This window comes from Cohnella yongneupensis (genome assembly GCF_042655785.1).
Classification (GTDB): Bacteria; Bacillota; Bacilli; order Paenibacillales; family Paenibacillaceae; genus Cohnella; species Cohnella yongneupensis.
Genome location: NZ_JBHSNC010000041.1, coordinates 47,713 through 71,799 on the forward strand (window position 1 = coordinate 47,713; position 24,087 = coordinate 71,799).

Annotated in this window: 20 protein-coding genes; 2 read left to right on the forward strand and 18 right to left on the reverse strand. The window is 54.5% G+C overall.

The window, feature by feature from the left end:
* Positions 1-112 precede the first annotated feature (112 nt).
* The gene (locus tag ACFPQ4_RS13100) at positions 113-2,680 is read left to right on the forward strand and encodes a hybrid sensor histidine kinase/response regulator (RefSeq protein WP_378112363.1); all 2,568 of its coding nucleotides are present in this window, start codon (positions 113-115) and stop codon (positions 2,678-2,680) included.
* Here the strand turns inward: ACFPQ4_RS13100 and ACFPQ4_RS13105 are convergent.
* From ACFPQ4_RS13105 to ACFPQ4_RS13165, 13 genes are all read right to left on the reverse strand, one after another.
* Complete coding sequence (locus ACFPQ4_RS13105) at positions 2,649-4,814, reverse strand: GGDEF/EAL domain-containing response regulator (protein ID WP_378112312.1); 2,166 nt, start codon at positions 4,812-4,814, stop codon at positions 2,649-2,651. The genes ACFPQ4_RS13100 and ACFPQ4_RS13105 overlap by 32 nt on opposite strands.
* Positions 4,815-4,833: 19 nt before the next feature.
* Positions 4,834-7,362 carry a chemotaxis protein CheW gene (locus ACFPQ4_RS13110; RefSeq protein ID WP_378112313.1) on the reverse strand — a complete coding sequence of 843 codons (2,529 nt, stop codon included), beginning with the start codon at positions 7,360-7,362 and terminating at the stop codon, positions 4,834-4,836.
* The gene (locus ACFPQ4_RS13115; RefSeq protein WP_378112314.1) at positions 7,359-7,790 is read right to left on the reverse strand and encodes a chemotaxis protein CheW; all 432 of its coding nucleotides are present in this window, start codon (positions 7,788-7,790) and stop codon (positions 7,359-7,361) included. The genes ACFPQ4_RS13110 and ACFPQ4_RS13115 overlap by 4 nt, the downstream gene beginning before the upstream one ends.
* Before the next feature lie 13 nt (positions 7,791-7,803).
* Positions 7,804-9,375, reverse strand: coding sequence for a methyl-accepting chemotaxis protein (locus tag ACFPQ4_RS13120; RefSeq protein WP_378112315.1), 1,572 nt, complete (start codon positions 9,373-9,375; stop codon positions 7,804-7,806).
* A gap of 24 nt (positions 9,376-9,399) precedes the next feature.
* Entirely contained in the window at positions 9,400-9,834 is a 435-nt protein-coding gene (locus tag ACFPQ4_RS13125; RefSeq protein WP_378112316.1) for a hypothetical protein, read from the reverse strand.
* Positions 9,835-10,918: 1,084 nt separating this feature from the next.
* Entirely contained in the window at positions 10,919-12,019 is a 1,101-nt protein-coding gene (gene mutY, locus ACFPQ4_RS13130) for an A/G-specific adenine glycosylase (RefSeq protein ID WP_378112317.1), read from the reverse strand.
* Positions 12,016-12,888 (reverse strand): AraC family transcriptional regulator, encoded by an 873-nt coding sequence (locus ACFPQ4_RS13135; RefSeq protein WP_378112318.1) that lies wholly within the window; start codon positions 12,886-12,888, stop codon positions 12,016-12,018. The genes mutY and ACFPQ4_RS13135 overlap by 4 nt, the downstream gene beginning before the upstream one ends.
* A 116-nt stretch (positions 12,889-13,004) precedes the next feature.
* Positions 13,005-13,409 (reverse strand): holo-ACP synthase, encoded by a 405-nt coding sequence (acpS, locus tag ACFPQ4_RS13140; protein ID WP_378112319.1) that lies wholly within the window; start codon positions 13,407-13,409, stop codon positions 13,005-13,007.
* 1 nt (position 13,410) lies between these two features.
* Positions 13,411-14,226, reverse strand: a complete 816-nt coding sequence (nadE, locus tag ACFPQ4_RS13145) for an ammonia-dependent NAD(+) synthetase (RefSeq protein ID WP_378112320.1) — start codon at positions 14,224-14,226, stop codon at positions 13,411-13,413.
* 96 nt (positions 14,227-14,322) lie between these two features.
* On the reverse strand, positions 14,323-14,757 hold the full coding sequence (locus tag ACFPQ4_RS13150; RefSeq protein ID WP_378112321.1) for a BrxA/BrxB family bacilliredoxin: 435 nt from the start codon (positions 14,755-14,757) through the stop codon (positions 14,323-14,325).
* Positions 14,758-14,913: 156 nt separating this feature from the next.
* A complete protein-coding gene (locus ACFPQ4_RS13155; RefSeq protein WP_378112322.1) occupies positions 14,914-15,330 on the reverse strand; it encodes a DUF3905 domain-containing protein in 417 nt (138 codons plus the stop codon).
* Positions 15,331-15,351: 21 nt separating this feature from the next.
* On the reverse strand, positions 15,352-15,477 hold the full coding sequence (locus ACFPQ4_RS13160; protein ID WP_378112323.1) for a spore protein: 126 nt from the start codon (positions 15,475-15,477) through the stop codon (positions 15,352-15,354).
* Positions 15,478-15,555: 78 nt separating this feature from the next.
* On the reverse strand, positions 15,556-17,214 hold the full coding sequence (locus ACFPQ4_RS13165; protein WP_378112324.1) for an ATP-binding protein: 1,659 nt from the start codon (positions 17,212-17,214) through the stop codon (positions 15,556-15,558).
* 176 nt (positions 17,215-17,390) lie between these two features.
* Between ACFPQ4_RS13165 and ACFPQ4_RS13170 the strand changes: the two genes are divergently transcribed.
* Entirely contained in the window at positions 17,391-18,665 is a 1,275-nt protein-coding gene (locus ACFPQ4_RS13170; RefSeq protein WP_378112325.1) for a BaiN/RdsA family NAD(P)/FAD-dependent oxidoreductase, read from the forward strand.
* Positions 18,666-18,731: 66 nt separating this feature from the next.
* Here ACFPQ4_RS13170 and ACFPQ4_RS13175 read toward each other — a convergent pair whose 3' ends face one another.
* From ACFPQ4_RS13175 to xylA, 5 genes are all read right to left on the reverse strand, one after another.
* Positions 18,732-19,106 carry a hypothetical protein gene (locus ACFPQ4_RS13175; RefSeq protein WP_378112326.1) on the reverse strand — a complete coding sequence of 125 codons (375 nt, stop codon included), beginning with the start codon at positions 19,104-19,106 and terminating at the stop codon, positions 18,732-18,734.
* An 82-nt stretch (positions 19,107-19,188) separates the two neighbouring features.
* Positions 19,189-20,052, reverse strand: coding sequence for a DUF1835 domain-containing protein (locus ACFPQ4_RS13180; protein WP_378112327.1), 864 nt, complete (start codon positions 20,050-20,052; stop codon positions 19,189-19,191).
* Complete coding sequence (locus tag ACFPQ4_RS13185; RefSeq protein ID WP_378112328.1) at positions 20,049-20,909, reverse strand: SDR family oxidoreductase; 861 nt, start codon at positions 20,907-20,909, stop codon at positions 20,049-20,051. Before ACFPQ4_RS13185 ends, ACFPQ4_RS13180 begins: the two co-directional genes overlap by 4 nt.
* Positions 20,910-21,028: 119 nt before the next feature.
* The gene (gene xylB / locus ACFPQ4_RS13190) at positions 21,029-22,525 is read right to left on the reverse strand and encodes a xylulokinase (RefSeq protein ID WP_378112329.1); all 1,497 of its coding nucleotides are present in this window, start codon (positions 22,523-22,525) and stop codon (positions 21,029-21,031) included.
* A 95-nt stretch (positions 22,526-22,620) separates the two neighbouring features.
* Complete coding sequence (gene xylA / locus ACFPQ4_RS13195; RefSeq protein ID WP_378112330.1) at positions 22,621-23,937, reverse strand: xylose isomerase; 1,317 nt, start codon at positions 23,935-23,937, stop codon at positions 22,621-22,623.
* Positions 23,938-24,087: the final 150 nt, after the last annotated feature.

Genomic DNA, 24,087 nt, shown 5'->3' on the forward strand with positions numbered 1-24,087 from the left:
CCTGCCGCTCTGCCGCGGTAGTATGCTGATTCTAATAAATCTAATAATAGAATCAAAGCCGGGGGTAAGTCGCTTGAACATCTTAGTCTACTTTGCTCAGTACAGCGCTATTATGGTTACCTTCGTTTTCTTATTAAGATGGCTCCATCCTCTATTCGCCATAAGATCAGAACGCATACAATCTATCATTTACGGCGTGACTTTCTCCATCATAGGATTGATCGTCATGCAAATGCCTATCACGACCGAGCACGGCTTGCATGCGGATGCGAGACTGGTCAGCGTACTGCTGTCGGGCATCGTCGGCGGGCCTATCTCCGTGTGCATTACGACGGTTGCCGTCGTCGGCTATCGCATTTATTTGGGCGGAACGCTGCTGTTTCCCGTATCCGCGATCTTGACGACTACGTTAATTAGCCTATTTGCCTATCGGTGGAGAATAACTAAGCCGTCCCTCCTAGATAATTTCGGTTGGCTGCTCGGCCTGATCGTAGGCGTCCAGACCTTATTGTGGACGTTCATCGCTCCCGAGGTAACTAAAACCTACTTTTTGAAAGAGCTCGGCGCCACTTTCCTCATTTTCCATACCGTGGCCGTGCCGCTGTATTACTCCTTGATCTCGTTCGAGTTCAGGCGGCTCTCGACCGTACGGAAACTCAAGGAGAGCGAGGAACGCTACCGGACGCTAGTAGAAAACTCTCCCGACATCATCTATAGCTGCGATCTCGACGGCATCATTACGCAAGCCAATCAAAGGTTAGCCGAGATGACGAAGATTTCGACCAGCGAATTGGTAGGCAAGCTGGTGCCCGATCTCATCGTCGATCTGCCGGTAAGGCAAGCTTGGTGGGAATGTTTCCATCATGTGCTTGAGACCAAACAATCGCTAAGCTTCGAAACGTCGCTACGTACGGGCTGGGACGATCGGTACACCCTTCAGATTACGCTATCGCCGATCTTCGACTCCGACCGCAAAGTCGTTCAAATCTCGGGTACCGGACACGACATTACCGAACTAAGAATGCACGAGCAATCGCTATTGCAATACAGGGAGCATCTCGAAGAGCTGGTCGCGGAACGGACGGCGGAGCTGGAAAGCAAAAACGCGATGCTGGCCGACGCCAAGGAAGCCGCCGAAGCCGCAAATCGTGCGAAGAGCTCGTTCCTGGCCAACATGAGTCATGAAATCCGCACGCCGCTGAACGGCATTATCGGCTTAAGCTATTTGCTTCAGCAGTCGCAGCTGAGCGATCAACAACGAATGAACGTCGATCGTACGATCATGTCCGCCCATAATTTAATCGCGCTCGTTAACGACGTGCTTGATTTCTCCAAGATAGAAGCGAATAAAGTCGACATCGAGCATGTCGCGTTCGATCTCTACGACGTATTCAGCCAAGTGTCGAATCTCATTAGCCTCAAAGCCTATGATAAAGGCCTGAAGCTGAATTACGACATTCACCACGAAGTCCCCCAAATGATCGTAGGCGACCCGATTCGGCTGAATCAAATTTTGCTCAATCTGTCCAACAATGCCGTGAAGTTTACCGACAACGGGTCTATTTCGTTCGAGGTTCGCGTAGCGAGCAAGGACGCGGAAAGCTTGACGCTCGCGTTCGCCGTACGCGATACGGGCATCGGAATGACGGAAGAGCAGCAAAAGCTGCTCTTCCAGGAATTCACCCAAGCCGATATGTCAACGACTCGCAAATACGGAGGCACCGGACTCGGTCTCGTAATCAGCAAAAATTTAGTTTCGCTCATGGGAGGAACGATCGAAGTCGAGAGCGCGATCGGCCAAGGCAGTTGCTTCTCCTTCACCGCGAGATTCGGTAAAGCAAACGATGCGTCCCTATTGAATGCGGCGAGCTCCCCGTTAACGAAGCTGCGCGCGTTGCTCGTCTGCGATAATGCCGAGTTGCTCCTCGTTCTGAAGAGCCAGCTAGAGCAATTCCATTGCACCGTGTACACGGCCGAAAATGAAAAGGAAGCGCTCGACTTGCTCCGCCGCAATCGCAATTTCGAGCTCGCTATCATCGATTGGAAGCTTCGGAATACAGACGCGGTTCGACTTGCGGAGAAATTAAAGGCCGAATCCTTCGCAACCGTTCAAGTCATCGTGCTCATGACCGCCACTCACGAGTCGGGCTACTTGACGGGCGTACAATCGCCTGCCATCGAGAAGCTGCTTCACTATCCAATCAGCCATTCCCAGCTGTATAACGAGCTTGTCGGACTATTCAAGCAGCAATTTTACCCGCAACATGCCGCGACGAAGCGGATCGAGCAATCCGATAAGTTCACCGAATTGCATGGCGCCCGCGTCCTGCTCGCGGAAGATAACGAAATCAATCAGCTTGTCGCCTCGGAGATTCTGAAAGAAATGGGCGTGCAGGTTGACGTTGCCGAGAACGGCATCGAAGCCGTTAAGCTTGCCGGATTACATCGTTACGACGTGATCCTGATGGATCTGCACATGCCGGTCATGGACGGCATAACGGCGACGCGCAGCATCAAGCAACTCCCCGAAGCCAAACAAACGCCGATCGTCGCGATGACAGCCGACGCGATGAAAGGCGTGCAAGAGCAAGTGCTAGACGTGGGTATGGCCGCCTATATTACGAAACCGTTCGATCCGATCGAACTGTTCAGCTTATTGAAGCGACTGATCCGTCGCTGAACCGCTTCAAGAAACCAGGAACTTGATCCGCGTCGATCGGCTTGCTGAGCAAGAAGCCTTGCGCGATATTACATCCCAGTTGGCTTAGAAGAAGGAGCTCTTCCTCCGATTCTACGCCTTCTGCCGTCACGCACAGTTTCAAATCTTTGCAGAGCGTAATTATCGTATTCACGATCGAAGCGTCGATTGTGCTTTTGGTAATTTCCGATACGAAGGACCTGTCTATTTTCAGCTTGTCGATCTGAAGCTCTTTCAAGTAAGCGAGCGAGCTGTATCCGGTACCGAAGTCGTCGAGCGCCACCGACAGGCCAAGCTGTCTCAGAGTCTGCAGGGTCGGCGTCGCGCTTTGCCTGTTCATCGTCATGCTTTCGGTAATTTCAAGCTCCAAGCCTTTCGGGGACAAGCCGGTTTCTTGCAAAATCGCGCCGACCTTGTCCGCTAGCTTCTGATCGTAAAATTGCCTCGAAGACAAATTGACCGCTACGAACAACCCGGATATGCCGGCATCCTGCCACTTTCTGTTCTGCCTGCAAGCTTCGCGAAGCACCCATTCTCCGAGTTGATAGATCAACCCTGTCTCTTCCGCGACCGGGATGAATTCGGCCGGCGACACTAGCCCGAGCTTCGGACTGTTCCATCGAACTAAACTTTCAAAACCGACGATCCTATGGTCGGTTATGCACATCTCCGGCTGATACTGCAGCAGCAACTCGTTGTTCTCCAGCGCTTTGCGCAGATGGAATTCGATCTCCATTCTGCGTTGAATCAATCTTTGATAGCGCGGATCGTAAAATTGACAATTGTCGCCTCCCTGCAGCTCGGCTTGATCCTTGGCGATCTCCGCGTACCGAATCAGATGCTCGGCATCGGCATGATCCTGCGGATACAAGCTTACCCCTACGCTAGCGGACAAATAGACGTCGTGCCCGCCAAGACGAATCGGCTGGCGGATCGCTTCGATGATTTTATCCGCGAACACGCTCGCATCCTCTCGCGAGGCATTCGGCAGCAAACATAGGAATTGATTGCCGCTGGAACGGAATACGTTAACCTGGCCGATGGCGCTGCTCCGCAATCTTCTGGCGATCAGCTGCAGCAGCTGATCGCCGATCTCTTGCCCAAGCGTGTCGACCGCTAACTTAAGATGATCCAAGTTGACGCTGAGCACCGCGAATCCGTTCATCTCTTGCACGGCGCGCCCAAGCCGGCTCACAAGGTATCGCCTGTTCGGCAACCCCGTCAGAAGATCATGGTTCGCCATATCGTGCATCCGCGCTTCAAGCCGTCTTTGCTCCGACGTATCCACCGATAGAGCGATGACTTCCACGACTTCCCCCTCGCGCCTGATCGGACGAAACACCGTCATGACCGACAGGCTTTTCCAATCCTTATCGTAGCTTACGGAGGCTTCCCCGTTCCATGCCCTTTCGCAATGCGATAGCCATTCGTGTATGTGCTCCACCGGGAACAGCTCTTCGATTTCCCTGTTCACCAGAATGTCGGTTTGATAGCCAAGCTTCCGCAGCATCGAGCCTTCGCCGTCGACAACGACGAATCGTCCTCCTTCGCGACGCAGCTTCAAATACAACCCGTTAAGTCCCAAGGCGCTCCGCCATCCGGAAATGGCAGACGCGGCGCACGACTCTTCCTGAAGCATGCCGGCAATCATCTCGAGCAGCTCTTTAATAAGCTTCACTTTATGGCCGGCCTCGAGTCCTCGCCGCAATAACGGGCGGCTCGTCAATGCGGCTTGGCAACGCAACAGAAATTCTTCCTCCGCATGCCGATTGCGCGGGTGCTGCAAAAGCTTGTCTTTGTGGAAGAAATCGACCGCGCCCAACTCAAGCGCCCTAATCGCATACATCGAGCCTTCGTGCGCGTGCGTGCTTAGCACGATGACGGGGAGCGCATCGATCTCCATGAGTTGGCCTAACGCGGTCAACCCGTCCATCTCCGGCATTTCGATGTCCATCGTTACGAGATCGGGGAGCAGCAGACCGACCTTTTGCAGCGCGTCAACCCCATTCACTGCAGTGCCAACGACTTCGAAACCGCCTTCTTCTTCCAATAATACGGATACCATCCGGCGCATTACGGCGGAGTCGTCGACGACCAATACCCGCTTTTTATCCAAATCCGATCACCGCCTCGTCCTACGCATGCAGGGCTTCAAGCTCGTATTTTCCGATCAGTTCGTCCATCTTAAGCAGGATGACCAAGCGGTCCTTCTGCTTGCAAATCCCGCGAATATAGTGCTGCGACACGTTCGCGATATGATCCGGGGCAGGCTCGATCGCGTTGGCATGAATATTGAATACTTCCGTCACTTCGTCGACGAGAACTCCGACATCGCGGCCTGCCTCGTTCATGATCAAGATGCGGGACGCCTCGTTATGCACCGCTTGAGGCAATCCGAGGCAAGGACGAACGTCCATGACCGGAAGCAGCGAGCCCCTCAGGTTAATCAAGCCGAGCACTTCTCTCGGAGCGTTCGCTACTCGCAAGATCGAAGGCACTTTAATGATTTCTTTCACTCGTCCGATATCGAGCGCGTAATGCTCTTGCTCCAGTTGGAACATAACTAGCTTGTTCAAGCTGGCGATATGCTTGTCTTCCGTCTCGCGTGACTGCGCCACGATCGTGCCCGCTTCGCGAATGACGGCGTTGACGTCGAGTATGAGAGCAATGCTTCCGTCACCCATTATCGTGGAGCCGGATACGTAAGGCACCTGTCCCAAATACGTGCCTAGCGATTTCATGACGATCTCCTGATTCGCGATCAGACGATCGACATATAGGCAGACGCGTTTGTCCGCGATACCGATCATGACGGCATAACCGCGATCTCCCGCGCCGTTCTCCGTCGTTCCGAACGCGCGATGCATGCGGACGAGAGGCAGAATGCTGCCGCGTACGACGCATACTTCGCGTCCGTGCACGTTCTGTATATCGCCCGAGCTTAGACGGAACGTTTCCAGCACGTTCACGAGCGGAATCGCGAAGCGATGTTTACCCAGCTCGACTAGCAACGATCTTGTAATGGCCAGCGTGAGAGGCAGCTTGATCGTGAATACGGTGCCTTCTCCCAGCGATGTATCGATATCGACGATCCCGTTCAGCTTCTCGATATGAGCGCGGACGATGTCCATACCGACGCCGCGACCGGACAATTCCGTCACTTGCTCCGCCGTAGATACGCCCGAACGGAAGATTAGCGCGATCAGCTCTTTGTCCGACATTCTGTCGGCTTCCTCTTGCGTCACGTATCCGTTTTGAATCGATTTGCGCTTGATCTTGTTCGCGTCGATCCCGCGGCCGTCGTCCGCGATTTTAATGACGATCGCGTTCTCTTGGTGGCTCGCTTGAAGCATAATGTTGCCTTTGCGACTTTTGCCGAGCTTTTCCCGCTCCTCCGGCGTTTCCAGACCGTGATCTGCCGAATTGCGCAAAATATGGATAATCGGGTCGCTGATTTCCTCGATAAGCGTCCGATCGAGCTCCGTTTCCTTGCCCTCGATAGACAACGTAATCTCTTTGCCCGCTTGTTGCGCAAGATCGCGAACCATGCGCGGGAACCGATTGAACAGCTGCTCGATCGGCATCATACGGGTTTTCATCATGCCGTCCTGCAGCTCGGACACGACACGGCTCAGATGATCAGTCACGTCGCTTAGCAGCGCGTTCTCAGGCTCTTGCTTGAAGCGTTCTCCGAATTTACGTTTGACGTCCTGCAGACGGGTATTGTCGATAATGAGCTCGCCGACAAGGTTGAGCAGGTGCTCTAACCGGTTAATGTCTACGCGAACGGTCTGCTGAATTTGCACTTTGGCGTCTTTGCCAGGCTTGGCGCCGGCTTCCGCCGTTTTGGCGTCGGATAGTACGTCTTCCGAATCCGCAGCAACGATCGGCTGCGATTCCAGCCTTACGACTTCGGCTCCGGCAACGATGCGAACTTCAGCCACTTGGGAAATTTGCAGCAAATTCGCTACGATCGCTTCGCTATCGTGCTCGGTCACTACCGCATACGTGATCGGTCCGGCAAGCAACAGCGCTTCTTCCTCCCAATCATCCATCGAAGGGAACACGCCTACGATTTCGCCTAGCTCGCTCAAATTCCGATGCACGACCATCGCTTTGACGATCGGCATGTCCGCTTGTTCCGCCAGCTTGACTTCCACTAAGCGGTACACGGTTCCCGGTTCCACGTTCGGCACGAACGACTCACCAGAGGCCGCTTCCGCAGCTGGCGCCGGTTCGGCAGCGGCCGGAGCTGCTTCCGATACCGCTTCCGACGGACCGTTCAAGCATTCGCCCAATAGCTGAATCAGCTTGTCGTTCGGCTGTTCCTCGTAATTGCCTTGCCGCAGTAGCTCCCTCTGGCTTTTCAAATAATCGATGCACTGGAACAAAGTGTCGATGAGCGTCGCGTTAACCGTAAGACGCCCGTTTCGAAGGAGATCGAACACGCTTTCTACTTTGTGCGTAACGTCTTTCATCTTGTTAAAGCCCATCGCTGCGGTCGAGCCCTTAAGCGTATGCGCCGCACGGAATATCGTCTGAAGCGTCTCCGGCAAATTGCCGCCGTCCTCGAGCTCGAGAATGGAATGGTCCAAGACTTGCAGTTGCTCTTCCAGCTCGTCCAAAAACACGCTTAGGTACGCCGAGGCGAATGAATCGTTCATTGTCCGTTCTCTCCCATCCCTAACACTTTGCTTAAGTCGAGCAAACTAATGAGCTGGCCGTCCAGTTTGCCGATGCCTTTAACGTAAGATTGATCTCCTCCGCCTACGCCGTCCGGTGCGGGCAGCACTTCCTCGAAAGGTACGACTTGCATTACGTTGTCCACGAGCAATCCGATTGCCTCTTCGGCCGCAGCCGTATTCACGATAACGATTCGACTGGAAGCATCCGCCTCGCGTGCCGGCAGTTGAAATCTCGCCCGTAGTCCGATCACCGGCACGATCGTTCCCCGCAAATTGATGACGCCTTCGATGTAATGCGGCACGTTAGGAATATCCGTAATCGGCAGTATTTTAATAATCTCTTGAATCTCGGCGATCGCAAGACCGTATTTCATTTCGTTAAGACCGATGACGATATGATCGCTCATTTGATGTTGCTCCTCACACCTTGAAGATAGTTACGTTCTGATTCAGCTCGTCCGACAATTGGGCCAGCGCGTGCGAGGAGCTTGCCGTCTCTTCCGCGGCCGCGGCCGATTGTTCGCTGGCCGCCGCGATCGTCTCGATGGCGCGCAGCACTTCCTCGGATTGAACCGCTTGTTCTTCGCTGGCTGCCGCGATCTCGGCGACTTGCGTCGCAGTCTCGCCTACCATGCGAACGATATTGTCGAACGTGGCTCCCGTCTTCGCCGACAGCTCGGATGCTTCTTCCACTGCCTTCACGCTATGATCCGTATTGTTTTGCATGCCTTTAATAATCGTCGCGATTTGCTTGGTAGCTTCTCCGCTGCGCTCCGCCAGCTTGCGAACTTCGTCGGCGACGACTGCGAATCCGCGCCCTTGCTCGCCAGCTCTAGCCGCTTCGATCGCCGCGTTCAAGGCGAGCAGGTTCGTCTGTTCGGCGATTTCGTCGATGACTTCGATAATTTGACCGATTTTCTCGGAATCTTGCTCTAACAGATGCATTTGCTTGGACAACCGTTCCATGCCTTTAATCGAAGCTAGTACGGCTGCTCCGCCTTCTTCGGCGCCGCGACGCGTCCGATCGGATAGCGTTGCCACCGATTCCGCGTTGTCGGCTACCGCGTTCACCGCGCGGGTCATCTCTTGCACGAGCTCGCTGATCGTCTGCGCGGCTTCCGCTTGGCCGGTGCTGCCCTTGGCGATCTCCTCGGTCGTAGCCGAAATTTCTTGCGCGGCCGCCGCTACGCTTTGGGCGGAATCGAGCGTCTGACCGATCAGCTTGCGCAAATTATCCATCATACCGTTGAAGGAAGTCGCCAGCACGCCGATCTCGTCTTTGCTGCGAGCCGTCGCGATTTCTCGCAAATCTCCATTCGCCGCTTTCGTCGCGACGTTAAGTACCGATTGCACGCCTCGGCGTATTTTCTCCGAGATAACGATTGCGAGCGCTAGACCGGCGAGTACTGCGATCACGCTAAGTACGATAATGATCGTGACGCCTCTCGTATTCGAGTCGTTGGCGTGTTTGACTTCGCCTGCCGATCCGTCGACGTTAAATTGAATCCATTCGTTTAATTTCGTTTTGCCTTCTTGCACAAGCGGACTTGCCGTAGTCAGCAACGCTAAAATTTCCGGGTTGGACTTGCCTTCGTTAATCGCGCTTTCGATAACCGAGAGCTGATCGAAGAGCGTTGCTGAGTTTGTTTTAACCGCATCAAAGTACACTCTTTCCTCGGGTAGAACTAACTTCTCGTAATCTACAAGCGCCGTATTGAACTTTGCGATCGTATCGGCAAGCGACTTCTCATAGTTAGCTTTCTTTTCCATGTCCGGCGTGATCGCCATGGCCAGAATAGACCCCGTGAGGCCGCTATAGTCGCTGCGCATCTCCGACAACTTGTTAATGCTCGGCAACCAGTTGTTCTGGACGACTTTGACGGACGTATTAAGCGATTTCATTTGCATGACCGCCGTAATGCCTACGGTTACAAGCAATGCGAGTATGATCGTGAAGCTGCCCAATAGTTTAGCGCGGATAGAAAGTTTCATTAATTATCGCTCCCTGTTTTTCGATTAGTGTATTGACTCGCCGATTGCCGATGACTGGATGTCGTCCTGGAGCGCGATCGTGCAATCGACGATATTCATCAATTGGCTGCGCGCCTGGTTAATGAAGCCCATGATGGAATCTTGCAGGTTGGCCGTAGAGATCGTTGCGTTCAACCAGAGCTTGCGATCCAAGATGGCTAACGTTAATTCGTACTGCGACTTATAATTTTTGATTTCTTCGTAGATCGTCGTATGCAAGTACGGCTCCGGAAGCACGATCGAGTACATGAGTACGGGAGGCTCGGACATCAAATCCGTAATTTGAAATTGCTCTTTTTGCGGATAGTTGCGCTTGATCCATCTAAAACCGAGCCCATACTTAAGATCTTCTTGCCACACCGGCTCGAACTTTTGGAACGCCTCGACGATTAGATTTTTGTAAAACTCGATTAAAGTCATCGATAATCACGCTCTTTCATGGTGATTGCCCCTTTCGGTTCATCACTTTCGATTCATTAGTTGATAAGCTAAAGATACCAATGAAATATGTGATCTTCTCTTTACTGAATGTTATAAAAGCATGTTTTTTCCACAACGATTCGGCGAATATGAGACATCTGTTAGCAAAGTGTGTGGGGAGCATGTAAATTGGAGGGAACATAGAGTGAAATAGGCGATTTTGGGGCGAAATCGAGAAATGAAAGCGCAACGGCGTTGCCTCGCTGCAACCTCGATTTCCACGGTTACACTTACTCCGCTCACCTGTTGCCGCGCTGTAGCCTCGTTTGGCGAGGTTACAGGTAGATGGCGCGGGGGTTCGACGCTGTAGCCTCGTTTGGCGAGGTTACAGCTAGATGGCGCGGGGGTTCGGTGCTGTAGCCTCGTTCGGCGAGGTTACAGCGAGCTGGCGCTCAGGTTCGATGCTGTAGCCTCGTTTGGCGAGGTTACAGCGAGTTTGCGCCCAGGTTCGGCGCTGTAGCCTCGTTCGGCGAGGTTACAGCGAGCTGGCGCTCGGGTTCGATGCTGTAGCCTCGTTTGGCGAGGTTACAGCGAGTTTGCGCCCAGGTTCGGCGCTGTAGCCTCGTTTGGCGAGGTTACAGCGAGCTGGCGCGGGGGTTCGACGCTGTAGCCTCGTTTGGCGAGGTTACAGCGAGCTGGCGCGGGGGTTCGACGCTGTAGCCTCGTTTGGCGAGGTTACAGCGAGCTGGCGCTCGGGTTCGGCGCTGTAGCCTCGTTTGGCGAGGTTACAGCGAGCTGGCGCGGGGGTTCGACGCTGTAGCCTCGTTCGGCGAGGTTACAGCGAGCTGGCGCGGGGGTTCGGCGCTGTAGCCTCGTTTGGCGAGGTTACAGCGAGCTGGCGCGGGGGTTCGGCGCTGCAACCTCGTTTGGAGAGGTTACAGCGAGCTGGCGCCCAGGTTCGGCGCTGCAACCTCGTTTGGAGAGGTTACAGCGAGCGTGCACGCCACTTAGACGCCGCAGCCTCGCATCTCCCTACCAAAAAACCTCGCCGCAGCCGGATTACTCCGGTGCGACGAGGCTTCACTCAATCGTTACGCGCGATAAAATATTCGGTTAACAGCTTGCGGAACACGTTCGGCCAGACGTAGCTTTCTAACTCATCCGGGCCTACCCAGCGATAATGCTCCGGCACCGTTGCCTCCTCGGACAAGGCCGCCCCGATCACTCTAATCTGCCAGACAAGGTGCGTGAAAATATGCTGCGTATCCCCCAGATGCCCCGTCGGCCGAATCCTTACGCCCTCTTCTGAAGCAATCGTCTCGGCCAACCATTTGCCCCCGACCTTAACCTCTCCCCACACGTCCGCGCTCGGCGCCTCCGCATGAGGAAGCTCCCACATGCTCGCCAGCAAACCACTGCCGGGACGCTGCCTGACAAGTACTTTGCCGGCATGCGCGCCCGTACCCTCGATTAGCGCGGCTAGCCGGAACACCGGCTTGGGCGGCTTCGCCTTGCTCTTGACCGGAAGCTCCCGCTCCCGTCCCGCTTGCCTCGCCATGCAATGCAAAGCTACCGAACACTCGCCGCATACCGGGCTCTTAGGCGTACATACCATAGCCCCAAGCTCCATAAGCGCTTGGTTAAAATCGCCGGCTTCTCCTTCCGGAATAAGCGATTGAGCCAAGCTCTCCATGCCGACCCTCGTAGCCGGCTTAGCGATATCGTCCTCCAGAAGGAAATACCGCGACAGCACGCGCATGACGTTACCGTCGACCGCCGGCTCCGGCTTGTTGTAGGCAATGCTCAGAATCGCGCCCGCCGTATACGGACCGACGCCCTTCAGCCCGGAAACCGCCTTTTTCTCTGACGGCACCTGAGCATCGTAAGTAGCTACAACTTCTTTAACCGCCGTCTGCAGGTTGCGCGCCCTAGAATAATAGCCGAGCCCTTCCCAATGCTTGAGTACGTCCTCTTCCGGCGCGGCCGCCAAATCCCGCAACGTCGGAAATCGTCCCACGAATCGATTGAAATACGGGATGACCGTATCGACGCGCGTCTGCTGCAGCATGATTTCCGAAACCCAAATATGATACGGGTCTTTCGTTCTCCGCCAAGGCAAGTCGCGCCGTTCCCGCTTATACCAACGCAACAATTCCATGCTGAAAAATCGTTTTTCCGAACTCACGTAACCCGTTCTCCTTCTTCCGATGCGGCTATGGCGCTGATCGTCCCTTGCTTGCGGAAGCGGCTGGGCGTCAGTCCCGTATGCGATTTGAACATGCGCGAGAAATAATAGATTTGCATCCCGACTTTGCTGGCTACCGCGGAAACGTTGCACTCCGGCTGCAGCAGCAACACTTTGGCCGTCTCCATCCTCCTGTAATTCACGTACTGAATGGGAGAGTGGCCCATTATCCCTTTGAAGAACATTATGAAATAATTCGGGTGCAGGTACACTTGCTTGGCGAGCTCGTCCACTGTGATGTTGTCCGCGAGATGGTTGTCGATATATTGAATAATAGCTTCAAGCTTCTGCAAGTCGTGCGACGGAGCTTCTTCTTCGTTCGCCGCGATCGATAGATGCTCCAGATAGACGCTGATCAACTCCAGCATCGTCGCTTTCAAGCGCAGTCTCGACGTAAGCCGTTCATGCGCGAGCTGCTGGAATATTCGTTCGAACAGCGTTGCGACTTCCTCGTCGTTCACGATCCGCGTAGTCTGCGTCAAATTCAAGCTGCGGTATAAGTCCCGGTCCTCGTAGCTCGCGCGAAAATGGCACCATTGCAACGTTATCGTAGATCCGGGCGTAGGCACGATCCGATGAGCGGTTCCCGATAGCATTATGCACAACGTTCCTTTAACGAGAGGCAACGATTTGTCTTGCAACAACAGTTGTCCTTCGCCTTTCTTAACGAAAAGAAACCGATGGCAGTCGTATAGGGCTTCCTTGGCCAGAACGGATTCGCTATCTATCGACGTCTCTCCCGCCGCGGCCACTTCGATCTGCATTTGCTCGAAATGCTTCATCAGGATCGATAAATAAGTTGTTGTCACATTTGCGCTCCCCGTCTGAATGGCATGATGGTCCTAAGCCGCATACATTCCATTATACGTGACCTGCCCACTAGCGTAAATTTACAAAATAAAACAGCCCACGACGCGGCGGGCCGTTATTGATCGTTCTCTATTAATGCGGTGGCGGCGGCAATCGACCGCTCGTGCGTTATCGCTACGTGCAGCCTTAGCGGTTGCCCCTTCCTTCCAAGCCGTTCAAGAGCCTCGGCAGATATGAAGCATACCGGCTTCCCTAGCTCGTCAGGCATCGCCTCGATATCCTGAAATCCGACAATCGAGCCGATACCGCATCCGAGCGCCTTCACGACCGCTTCCTTCAGCGCGAATCTGCCTGCCACGTATTGGGTACGTTTCTTGGCAGTCAACCTCTGAAAGACGTCTCGTTCGTTAGCCGTCAACACTCTCGCGACGAATCTATCGCCTGCCGGGCTGGCGAGAACGCCCGCTATTCTTTCCATCTCGACGACGTCCAGCCCGATTCCGACAATAGCGGATTTCATGTCAGATGCCCGGAATCGGCTGGCGTTTATGCTCCGTGCGCGCATACCGCTGCTCTAGCTTCTCTCTGGCTTGCGGATCGATTGCTTTGCCTTCCAGGTAATCGCTATTATCCTCGTACGTTACCCCAAGCTCCGCCTCGTCCGTCTGACCTTCCCATAATCCGGCTGTCGGTGCCTTATCGATGACTTCGGCGGGTACGCCGAGCGCGCGCGCGATTTGGCGGATTTGACGTTTGTTCAGCGTGCTCAGAGGCGTCACGTCGACCGCGCCGTCTCCCCATTTCGTGAAAAAGCCCGTTAACGCTTCGGAGGCATGGTCCGTTCCCACGACAAGCAAGTTCATATCGAACGCGAGCGCATATTGAACGACCATGCGCGTGCGCGCCTTCACGTTGCCTTTGCCGCCGCGGCTAATATGTCTATGGATGCCTAGCGATTTGAACGCGTATTCCGTCTCTAGCGCGATCTCGTCGACCGCTTGCTCGATGTTCGTCTCCGCCTTGTGGGTCAAGCCGAACGCTTCGGCGACGGCGTAGCTATGTTGAATGTCTTCTTGCTCGCCGTAAGGCTGGAATACGCCTAACGTTATGTATTCCTTGCCGGTTTCCGCCGACAACTCGTCCGTCGCTTTCTTGCATAAGCCGGTAGCAACCGCGCTGTCGATGCCGCCGCTGATCGCGATCAACAATCCCGTCGCGCCCGCTTGCTTCACGTAGCTCTTCAAGAAATCGACGCGACTGGCGATCTCTTCATCGACTTCGATCGTCGGCTTTACGCCAAGCTTGGCGATTATTTGATGCTGTACGCTAAGACTCATATTCTGGTTCCCCCTCAGCCCACTGAACTCGTTCCGATAAATAAAAATATCCCGCGAACGCCGCCAGTCTGGCCGCGTCCCGGGATACGAGGTCGATTAACGGCAGAATCGATCGAACGCATCCGTCAAGTCCGCGGCAATGTCTCCCGCGCTACGGTTCTCGATCTGATGTCTCTCGATGAAGTGCACGAGTTGTCCGTCTTTAAGAAGAGCTATAGACGGCGAAGACGGCGGATAAGGCAGGAAATATTCGCGAGCTTTCGCGGTCGCTTCCTTGTCTTGACCGGCGAACACCGTGAAAGTGTGATCCGGCAATACTTCATGCTGAAGCGCTTCGGCAACGCCCGGACGGCATTGACCGGCCGCGCAGCCGCATACGGAGTTGATAACGACCAAGGAAGTACCCTCCGCGGTAGGAAGCGTGCTCTCCACTTCTTCCGGAGTTCTTAATTCTTGAATGCCAAGACGCGTCAAATCGTCGCGCATCGGTTGAATCATATCCATCATATAGCGTTCGAAGGACATCGACACTACAATCGCCTCTTTCCCTATGGGATTCGCGGATCAACGCCCGCTATTCCTTTAATTATACGCGCGACCGCAAGCTTCGTCAAAAGCATCCCGCGAACGCGGAAAGCCGAGACTCGCGGGGTCTCCCCACGGCTCGGCCATCTTACCGCTAGCGCCTCACGGCTCATCCAACACTTCGGGTACAGGAAAATATTCATCGTCGTCGAACTCCACCGAAGAGGAGGTCGCGTGGACCGGATGCATGAACAAGGACGACGCTGGAGCGATCCCCTTCTCGAACAGGTCCCGATTCTCCCTCGTTCGAAAGCCGATATCCTTGTACGGATGCACCCATTGCTCTCCCGCCATGACCGAAGGGTCCGTCTCGCGGCTCCATTGTTCAAGCGGCGATTGCGAAGATACATAATCGTGATCCCCGATCACGACACCATGTTCGTTGACGAACGGCTCCCGCGGACCCCGGTTGTCGCGGTATTCCGCCCGAAATTCGATTTCAAACGGATCCAGCTTAGATTCGTCATGATCGTGGGTCGGCTTTACGTTCGCGTAGGATGGATGGGTATCGTTACTCATGGCACCCGCGGCGTCTAACCGTTACGTCGACGGACGATTCGGTCCGTCCAGTCTTTTGTCGTACCCGGGAGATGTCGGCGAACGGTCTTTCTTGGATGAATTGGCGGTTTTGCTCGCGGACGATTGACGATTCTGGGACTCAGTCATGGAAGCATCCTCCTTGTCTGGATGTATCCCCCGTAGTGTATCCCTTTCGTAACCGTTTATCCGCGTCGCACGCGAATTTTACCAACAATTACGGCCCGGTTTGCAGAAAGATACGATGATCGTCGTACCCTGGCCCAGCACCGATTCGACGTGGATTTTGCCGTTATGACGTTCGACGATGCTCAGACATAGCGGAAGCCCCAACCCTGTGCCGTTCGCCTTCGTCGTGTAAAACGGCTCGAACAGCCTCTCCTGCTTTTCCTTGGAGATTCCCACGCCGGAATCGATTACCCGCAGTTGGATCGTATCCTCGAAATTCAGCGTCTCGATCCGGAGCACGCCTTTATCGTTCATTGCTTCCATTCCGTTACGGGCAAGGTTAAGAATGAGCTGTTTAATCTCTTTGCTGTTGAGCTCCAGCATATCCATATTGTCGCACAGCTTCGCCTCGAACACTTGGCCTCTCATATTCGCATCCGCCCAGATGAGCGGTATGACGTCGTTCAGCAGATCATGCAAGTTACCTGATTCCTTCTGAACGATCCGGTTCTGAGCAAGCGACAAAAAGTCGTTAATAATAGCATTGGCGCGATCGAGCTCATCCAACACGATGCGGAAATACGATTGCTGATCCACCGCGCTCCGTTCGTTAAGCAATTGAATGAACCCGCGGATGACGGCCATCGGGTTACGGATTTCATGCGTTATGCTTGCCGCCATTTGCCCTACGAGGCTTAGACGTTCCATGCGGTCTACTTCGTCTTTCAGGCGCTGAAGCTCCGTAATGTCTTGACCGACGAACAGAATGCCTTCCAGCTGCACGGATGGCGCCTCCAGCACTGTGCATGTCACTGTGAAGAATGTACGCCCTTTGAAGCGGGCTATTTCCGTTACCTTCTCTTCGCCTCTCATTACGCGATCGATCGGAGACACTTCGAACGGCATATCGTCCCGCCAGAATAAACTAGGCATGCTTTGTCCGATGACGTCTTTTCTCTTAAGCGGGTGCGCATGCTTCAATGCTTCCTCGTTGACGTGCGTCAATCTGCCCTGTCCATCGAAGAACGCCACGACGAGCGGCGTGTTGTCGATCAGTTGCTGCAGCTTGCGCATTTCGTTCAAGTATTTTTGCGAGACGACGCGGAGTTGGGATTGCATGCGGACTCTCTCGTAGGTGGTTTCAGCTAGATGCACTGAAGCGTAAGTTACGAACAAAAAGCCGATGCCGTATAAGAGAACGAACGTAATCTCCGAACGCAAATCATTGATGTGATTCTCGATCAAGATAATCGTGTGACCCACGAAGTAGAAAGCCAATACGGTTATGATAAGCCATGTCACTTGTTTGATCCGATCCGAGTATCCGCGTTGTTGGAAGGTCGCTACGCGCGTGAACAGGAGCGGTAATAACACAAGCAAGAACAAAGCCAAAAGTATGTATTGCCATAAATCATGATATTGAGGAATGCGCGTCGCAACGTAAAGCACCGTTAAAAGCATGGCCGCCGGAACGCCCCCGTAGAGCGAACCGACAAGCAGCATCACGACGCGATAATCAAACGATTGACCAAAGTCGTTGATCGCGGCGTATTGCACCGTCAGCAGCATCGTTATGCCGCAACAGATGCCCATGAAGACACTTGCGTATCGGCTACGCTCAGGCCTGTCGTACCAAATCATGAAAGCGAACACGGGGAGCAGCGCGATTAAGGTTTGAAGCAACGTATCCTTCCACACAACCGCCGGCCTCCCGTCTGACAAAGTTTTTGGATAGGGAAAATATTATCAAAAAATAGCGACATTTGGACAATTTATACCAATAGTTAAACACAATTTTCCTACAGTTACAATAAACATCGGTTTCGAATTCGGGTATACTTGTACTAGCATATAGATAATAGGTGGCATGAACGATGGAATATGACGTAATTATAGTCGGCGCGGGCTCTTCGGGGCTAATGGCCGGCGTTTCGGCAAGCGAAGCCGGAGCGAAAGTATTGCTGCTCGACAAGGGCGACAAGCTCGGGCGCAAGCTTGGCATTTCCGGCGGCGGACGGTGCAACGTGACCAACGCCAAGGAGCTCGACGAGATTATTAAACACATCCCCGGCAACGGCCGATTTTTATATAGCGCGCTCGCTACTTTCGGCAACCGCGATATCGTGGCCTTCTTCGAAGAGATGGGAATCGAGCTTAAAGAAGAGGATAACGGCAGAATGTTTCCCGTGTCCGATAAAGCGAAGACGGTCGTCGACGCGCTCGTTAACAAAGTGCGCTCGCAAGGCGTGAAGATCAAAGAGAATAGTCCGGTCGAGGAAGTGTTGTACGAAGACGGCCGAACGGCGGGCGTCCGGTTGAAGACGGGAGAAGTCGTTCGCGGACGAGCCGTAATCGTAGCCGTTGGAGGCAAATCCGTTCCCCATACGGGATCCACGGGCGACGGATACGCTTGGGCGGAGAGCGCCGGACATACGATTACGGAGTTGTTCCCGACCGAGGTGCCGCTGACGTCGAAGGAACCGTTCATCCGCAGCCGGGCGCTTCAAGGCTTGTCTTTGCGGGACGTCGGCTTGTCGGTCTGGAACGCGAAGGGGAAGAAAATCATTACGCACGAAGGCGACATGATCTTCACCCACTTCGGGCTATCGGGACCGATCGCGCTTCGCTGCAGCCAATTCGTCGTGAAGCAGATGAAGCAAGCAGGAGGCGGTGCGGTACTCGCAACGATCGATCTCTTGCCACGGCTAAGCGCGGAAGAGGTTTACGACGAGACGTTGGACCTCTCGAAGAACGAGCCTAAGAAGGCGATCAAAAACGTGCTAAAAGGGTATTTGCCCGAGCGCATGCTTCCTTTTCTATTCGAGCTGGCGGAGCTTAAGGAAGACCTCACTTACGACAACTTGCCGAAGCAAGCGTGGAACGAATTAGCGCGTTTCGTCAAAGCTTTCCCGGTCCAGGTTAACGGAACGCTGTCCATCGAGGAAGCTTTCGTGACTGGCGGGGGCGTCAATCTGAAGGAAATCGATCCGAGGACGATGCAATCTAAGCTGATGAACGGTCTGTATTTCTGCGGAGAAATATTGGACATTCACGGCTATACCGGCGGATACAACATTACGGCGGCGTTCTCGACCGGTTATACGGCGGGGCGCAATGCGGCGGAGCAGGCTATGGGGACCGGGGAATAAAAAACAGGGCTGTCCTTGATCATCTTTCGATGACTTGGGGACAGCCCTCCTTATGCGGCCAAGCTTTCATCTTGCGTCAAAATGATCGTAGGAGCCGTCGTCCGGCGTGAATTCCGGTTCATCCGTACGGTTCGCGTTGCCGAGCCCCCGGTAATGATCCTCCCAGTCTTCGTTCACGGTGTGCGCGGGAATCGGAATCGCGTCCATGCTGTAAGCGACGTCGGTAATGACAACCGCTTCCGCAGGAGCGTGCTCCATGAGCTGTCCCGCATAACACTGCACGACCTCGAGCGCCGAGGTCAGATCCTCGTTATGTACGTGAATATGCAAGCGACCACCCTCGTGAAGCTGAGGCTCGTAGCCGAGTTCTTCAAGGGTGTCGCCCGCTAGACGAGCTTGCTGCGCGTCGGGAAATTGGAACAACAATGCGGCGTGACTCATCGGCTGATCTCTCCGTTCCTATTATCGGGTGTACATTCCCGGATAGGATTCCCAACCTGCCACGAATTCTATGCGCCCTTCGTTACCCGCGCGTCATTTCGTTCGCTTCACGTGGAGCGGTCCGGCTGCCGGACAACGCTTCCCGGCCTTCCTTCGTCAAGCCAACGGTCGTCGAATCGATCCAAATCATCGGAGGTTCGCAAGACGCCAAGCCATCGAGTATGCCCCAATATTGTAGGTCGCCCATGCCGAATAGCGGACATTGCGGAGACACTAACTGGAAGAGCTTGTATTTCGACATCTCCGATTCCTTGTCCGCGAGCGCGCGTAAAGTTAGCCGCTCGACAATCCCAAGACCGTCATGACCAGGCTCGCGCATGAGGTGGAATTCGAGCGCGGACGCCACTTCGGCATGTTTCCGACGATGCGTCTGAAGCCAACGGTCGATCGCCGGGCGATCGTTCGAAGCATACGCTCCCCATGCGTCCGCAAGTTCCGCAATCGCATCCGGCTGCAACTGGTGGCGCGCTTGTTCCCATGCTTGCAGAAGCTGTTTGACCGAATACGGCCCCGCGGGAAGCGAGATAAGCTCTATGCGGTCCTGGGCATTCGACTTACACGCCATCGAAAGATGACAGAGCTTCATCAATATCGTTTGATCGAACAGATCCGGATCGATCCAAATCGCTATCCTGTTGCCGTCTTGCAACGCTTGCTTGTATTGTTCCGTTTGCCGCTCGGCGCTTGCGATATATTCGTGCTTCGGTATGCCGAAGCGTGCCTCAAGCCAGCTCGCCCTGTCCTCAAGTTCAATCTCTAGCGGACCCGCCGTGTACATTTCTCGCCAGACGAGCACGCGACCCTCGAGCTTATTAGATCGTAACTGCTCGCCTACGATGTCTCCGTTAACGATATGTAGAATATCCATAGTCGAAATTCGGGTCACGGCTTCTTCACCCCCATGGCTTTAAGCGCTATGCGCTCGATGACGCTCCACGGAAGCCATCGCTTAGCTCCGATCGTAAGCTTCTCGCTACGGGTCGGCTGATATCGCAGCTTAGGTTTCGGATCGACAATCGCGCGCCAAATCGTTCGTGCGACGATGCTCGGATCCCCGCCGTTCGCGGCGGATTTCTCAAGCATTGGCTTCAATTGTTCGTATTGCCCGTAGTAGGGAGAATCCGGGACAGGCTCCCTAAACGTATCCATACTTTTGCGCCAGATCGAAGTACGATATGGACCAGCTTCAATCAGGCTCACGTCGATACCGAAACCGGCTACTTCCAGCCTTAACGATTCACCGAAGCCTTCTATCGCGTGCTTCGAGGCGACGTATGGCGCAAGCGCCGGAAATCCGATCCTGCCGCTAACGCTGCTGACGAGCACGATCCGGCCCGACCGTTGCTCTCTCATGATCGGTAGCGCCGCTTGCGTCATCGCGATCAGCCCGAAGACGTTCGTCTCGAATTGCTCGCGCCACCGCTCGATCGGCACTTCCTCGACGAAGCCTCCCGCGGCGTAGCCCGCATTGTTAACGAGCGCATCCAGCCTGCCGGATGCGAGACGAATCGTCTCGATCGCTTCCGCGATTTGCTCGGGAACCGTAACGTCCAAGAGGATCGTGCGAACGCGCGACTGTACTCCACGCGCCCGCGCTTCCGCCAACAACGCCCCGTCTCGGCTTAATTCTCGCAATCCCGCGTATACGACCCAACCTTGTTCCGCCAGGAGCAATGCCGTCAGAAGACCGAATCCGCTCCCCGCTCCCGTAATCAAGGCCACGCGTTCCATAGGTTCAGACAATGCCGCACACCTCCCGAATATAATAAAAAGCCCCCTCCCGGTTACCGGCCGGGAATAGCGGGGGCTAGTTCGGAAAAGGGAGGCACCCAATTTCCATATTCCTATAATAAACTAATCGGTCAGTTTCTGAAAGCGCTCAGAGACTCATTTAGCGACTTGGTCTTATGATAAACTTCTTGGTAAATTCGGAACAGCTTCGCGTACGCGTCGCTAGCCGCCTTATTCGGCGTAAACGTGCGGGAGCGTTTCACGAACACTTCGCCGCAAGCGTCCAAGTTTGCGAACCAGCCGCAACCTACAGCCGCTAGCATTGCCGCGCCTAGTCCAGGACCTTGCTCGTTCTCGAGAGCAACGACGTTCGCTTGGAACACGTCTGCTTGCATTTGGAGCCAGACCGGATTTTTGGCGCCGCCGCCGATCGAGATGATCGTATCGACCGTCTTGCCGGCCGAGCGGAACAGATCGATCGATTCGTTAAGCGAGAACGTGATGCCTTCCATGACCGCGCGCGCAAAATGCGTAAGCGTATGGCTGCCGTCCATGCCGATGAAGCTGCCGCGAATAGTCGCGTCCGGATGAGGGGTCCGTTCGCCCACGAGATAAGGCGTGAACAGCAAGCCGCCCGAGCCCGGCGCGATCTCGTCTACGCCGCTCAGCAGCGCTTCGAACGACTCGCCCTTGGCGAACGTGTTGCGGAACCAGCTCAGCGAGTAGCCCGCCGCCAGCGTTACGCCCATCGCGTAGAACGCGTCCGGCTTGCCGTGGTTGAAGAAGTGTACCTTGCCCGCGTAATCCGCGCTGGAATCCGCTTCGTACGTCAAGACGACGCCCGATGTTCCGATGCTGCACAGCGTCACGCCCGGCGATAAAATGCCCGCGCCGATCGCGCCGCATGCATTGTCCGCGCCGCCCGCGAACACTTTCGTCTCTTCGCTAAGTCCCGTAGCCGCAGCCGCTTCCGGCGACAGCGTGCCGACGAATCCGCTAGCTTCGACGAGAGGAGGGCATAGCGATGCCGGCAGTTCGAACGCGGACAGGACGTCCCCGCTCCATACCTTGCCCGCAACGTCGAGCAACAGCGTGCCTGCCGCATCGGACAAATCCATATGCGATGCGCCCGTCAGGCGAAGACGCAAGTAGTCTTTCGGCAGCAGGAATTGTTGCGCTTTAGCGAAGGTAGCCGGCTCATGTTGCTTAACCCATAGGATTTTCGGCAACGTAAAGCCTTCAAGCGCCGGATTCCGGGTAACGGAGAGCAGCTTGTCTCCGAGCTTGCGCTCGATTTCGCGGCATTGCTCCGTCGTACGGGTATCGTTCCACAAAATCGCGCGGCGAATCGGTTTATTGTCGGCATCCAGAAGCACGAGTCCGTGCATTTGCCCGGAAAAGCTTAGACCCTCGATGTCTTGCGGCTGAACGCCGGACTGCTGGGTCAGCTCCTGCAACGCGCCGATCGTTCCGGTTACCCAATCTTCCGGCTCTTGCTCGCTCCAACCGGATTTCTCATGGAACAACGGGTACTCTCGCGTCGCTTCCGCTTTGACCGCGCCGTCTTGCCCGATCAGCAGCGTCTTTACCGCGCTCGTGCCTAAGTCTACGCCAATGACGAATTTCATCGGAATGATCCTCCTTCGGTATATGCAAACCGCCCCGCCGGAGCTTCCGGGGGGCGGAATGCGGCGGCCATGCGCCTAGGTTATAAGTTCGATCGTTATACGCTGAAAATAACGTCGTTCAAGTTTGCTTTCAATTGCTCCAAACGAGCGGACGCGTTCTTAATCGGTTGAGCTTGCAGCGCGTAAGCTTCGAGCGTTTTCAGGTTCGCGCGGCCGGAGACGATCTCGGCGCCGATGCCTTCGTTGAAGCTGCTGTAACGGTTGTCGATAATATCGTCGAGCACGCGCTCTTCGATCATCTTGGCAGCCGCTTTAAGTCCGCGTGCATAAGTGTCCATACCTGCAATGTGCGCGAAGAACAGATCTGTATCTTCGAACGAAGAACGACGCACTTTAGCATCGAAGTTGACGCCGCCGCGGCCGATGCCGCCTTCGTTTTTGAGAATTTCGTACATAGCGAGCGACGTGGCAACGAGATCCGTAGGGAATTCGTCCGTGTCCCAGCCGAGAAGCAAGTCGCCTTGGTTCGCGTCGATGGAACCGAGCATGCCGTTAATGCGGGCTACATGCAGTTCGTGCTCGAACGTGTGGCCAGCCAACGTTGCATGGTTCGCTTCGATGTTGAACTTGAATTTGTCTTTCAAGCCGTAGCTTTGCAAGAACGACATTGCCGTAGCCACGTCGAAGTCGTACTGGTGCTTGGAAGGCTCTTTCGGCTTAGGCTCGATCAGGAATTGGGCATCGAAGCCGATTTCCTTAGCGTAGTCTACAGCCATATGGAGGAAGCGGCCCAAGTTGTCGAGCTCAAGCTTCATGTTCGTGTTAAGCAACGACTCGTAGCCTTCACGGCCGCCCCAGAAAACATAGTTTTCGGCGCCGAGTTCTTTACCTACTTCAAGACCCTTTTTCAACGTCGCTGCCGCATAAGCGAACACTTCCGCGTTGTTCGTAGTGCTTGCGCCGTGTACATAACGAGGATTCGTGAAAAGGTTAACCGTGTTCCAAAGCAATTTCTTGCCCGTGGACTTTTGGTAATCTTTCAGCATCGCGACGATGACGTCGAGGTTCTTGTTAGTTTCCGCGAGCGTAGCGCCTTCCGGAGCGATGTCTGCATCATGGAACGCATAGAAAGGAACGTTCAATTTCTCGAGCAGTTCGAAGTTCGCTTCTACGCGAGCTTTTGCTTTGTCGAGCGGGGCATAGGAATCCCAGCTGCGTACTGCCGTGCCTACGCCGAACGGATCTGCACCGCTCGCTGCGAACGTGTGCCAATAAGCAACCGCGAAACGGAGGTGCTCTTCCATCGTTTTGCCGAAGACGACTTCGCTAGGATTGTAGTGCTTGAACGCGAACGGGTTTTTGGAGTCGCGTCCTTCGTATTGGATCTTAGGTACGTTGCTGAACTTACTCATATCGATAATTCCTCCTTGTAAGCGTTAACTATTTGCTTCATGACATTAGAATAGCACGCAAATCTTAGTTTGTCTATTCAATAAACAAAGTTTTTTTGACTGAATCGTATGGTATAATGTTTGTAATTAATTGTCGAGGAGCCGCACATA

Excerpts from the sequence above, each read along its gene's own strand:
- ACFPQ4_RS13170 (WP_378112325.1), top strand. The coding sequence starts at position 17,391 with ATGGAATATGACGTAATTATAGTCGGCGCGGGCTCTTCGGGGCTAATG.
- xylA (WP_378112330.1), bottom strand. The coding sequence starts at position 23,937 with ATGAGTAAGTTCAGCAACGTACCTAAGATCCAATACGAAGGACGCGAC.
- ACFPQ4_RS13120 (WP_378112315.1), bottom strand. The coding sequence starts at position 9,375 with ATGAAACTTTCTATCCGCGCTAAACTATTGGGCAGCTTCACGATCATA.
- ACFPQ4_RS13125 (WP_378112316.1), bottom strand. The coding sequence starts at position 9,834 with ATGACTTTAATCGAGTTTTACAAAAATCTAATCGTCGAGGCGTTCCAA.
- nadE (WP_378112320.1), bottom strand. The coding sequence starts at position 14,226 with ATGAGTCTTAGCGTACAGCATCAAATAATCGCCAAGCTTGGCGTAAAG.
- ACFPQ4_RS13100 (WP_378112363.1), top strand. The coding sequence starts at position 113 with ATGGTTACCTTCGTTTTCTTATTAAGATGGCTCCATCCTCTATTCGCC.
- ACFPQ4_RS13155 (WP_378112322.1), bottom strand. The coding sequence starts at position 15,330 with ATGAGTAACGATACCCATCCATCCTACGCGAACGTAAAGCCGACCCAC.
- acpS (WP_378112319.1), bottom strand. The coding sequence starts at position 13,409 with ATGAAATCCGCTATTGTCGGAATCGGGCTGGACGTCGTCGAGATGGAA.
- ACFPQ4_RS13175 (WP_378112326.1), bottom strand. The coding sequence starts at position 19,106 with ATGAGTCACGCCGCATTGTTGTTCCAATTTCCCGACGCGCAGCAAGCT.
- ACFPQ4_RS13115 (WP_378112314.1), bottom strand. The coding sequence starts at position 7,790 with ATGAGCGATCATATCGTCATCGGTCTTAACGAAATGAAATACGGTCTT.
- xylB (WP_378112329.1), bottom strand. The coding sequence starts at position 22,525 with ATGAAATTCGTCATTGGCGTAGACTTAGGCACGAGCGCGGTAAAGACG.
- ACFPQ4_RS13110 (WP_378112313.1), bottom strand. The coding sequence starts at position 7,362 with ATGAACGATTCATTCGCCTCGGCGTACCTAAGCGTGTTTTTGGACGAG.
- ACFPQ4_RS13160 (WP_378112323.1), bottom strand. The coding sequence starts at position 15,477 with ATGACTGAGTCCCAGAATCGTCAATCGTCCGCGAGCAAAACCGCCAAT.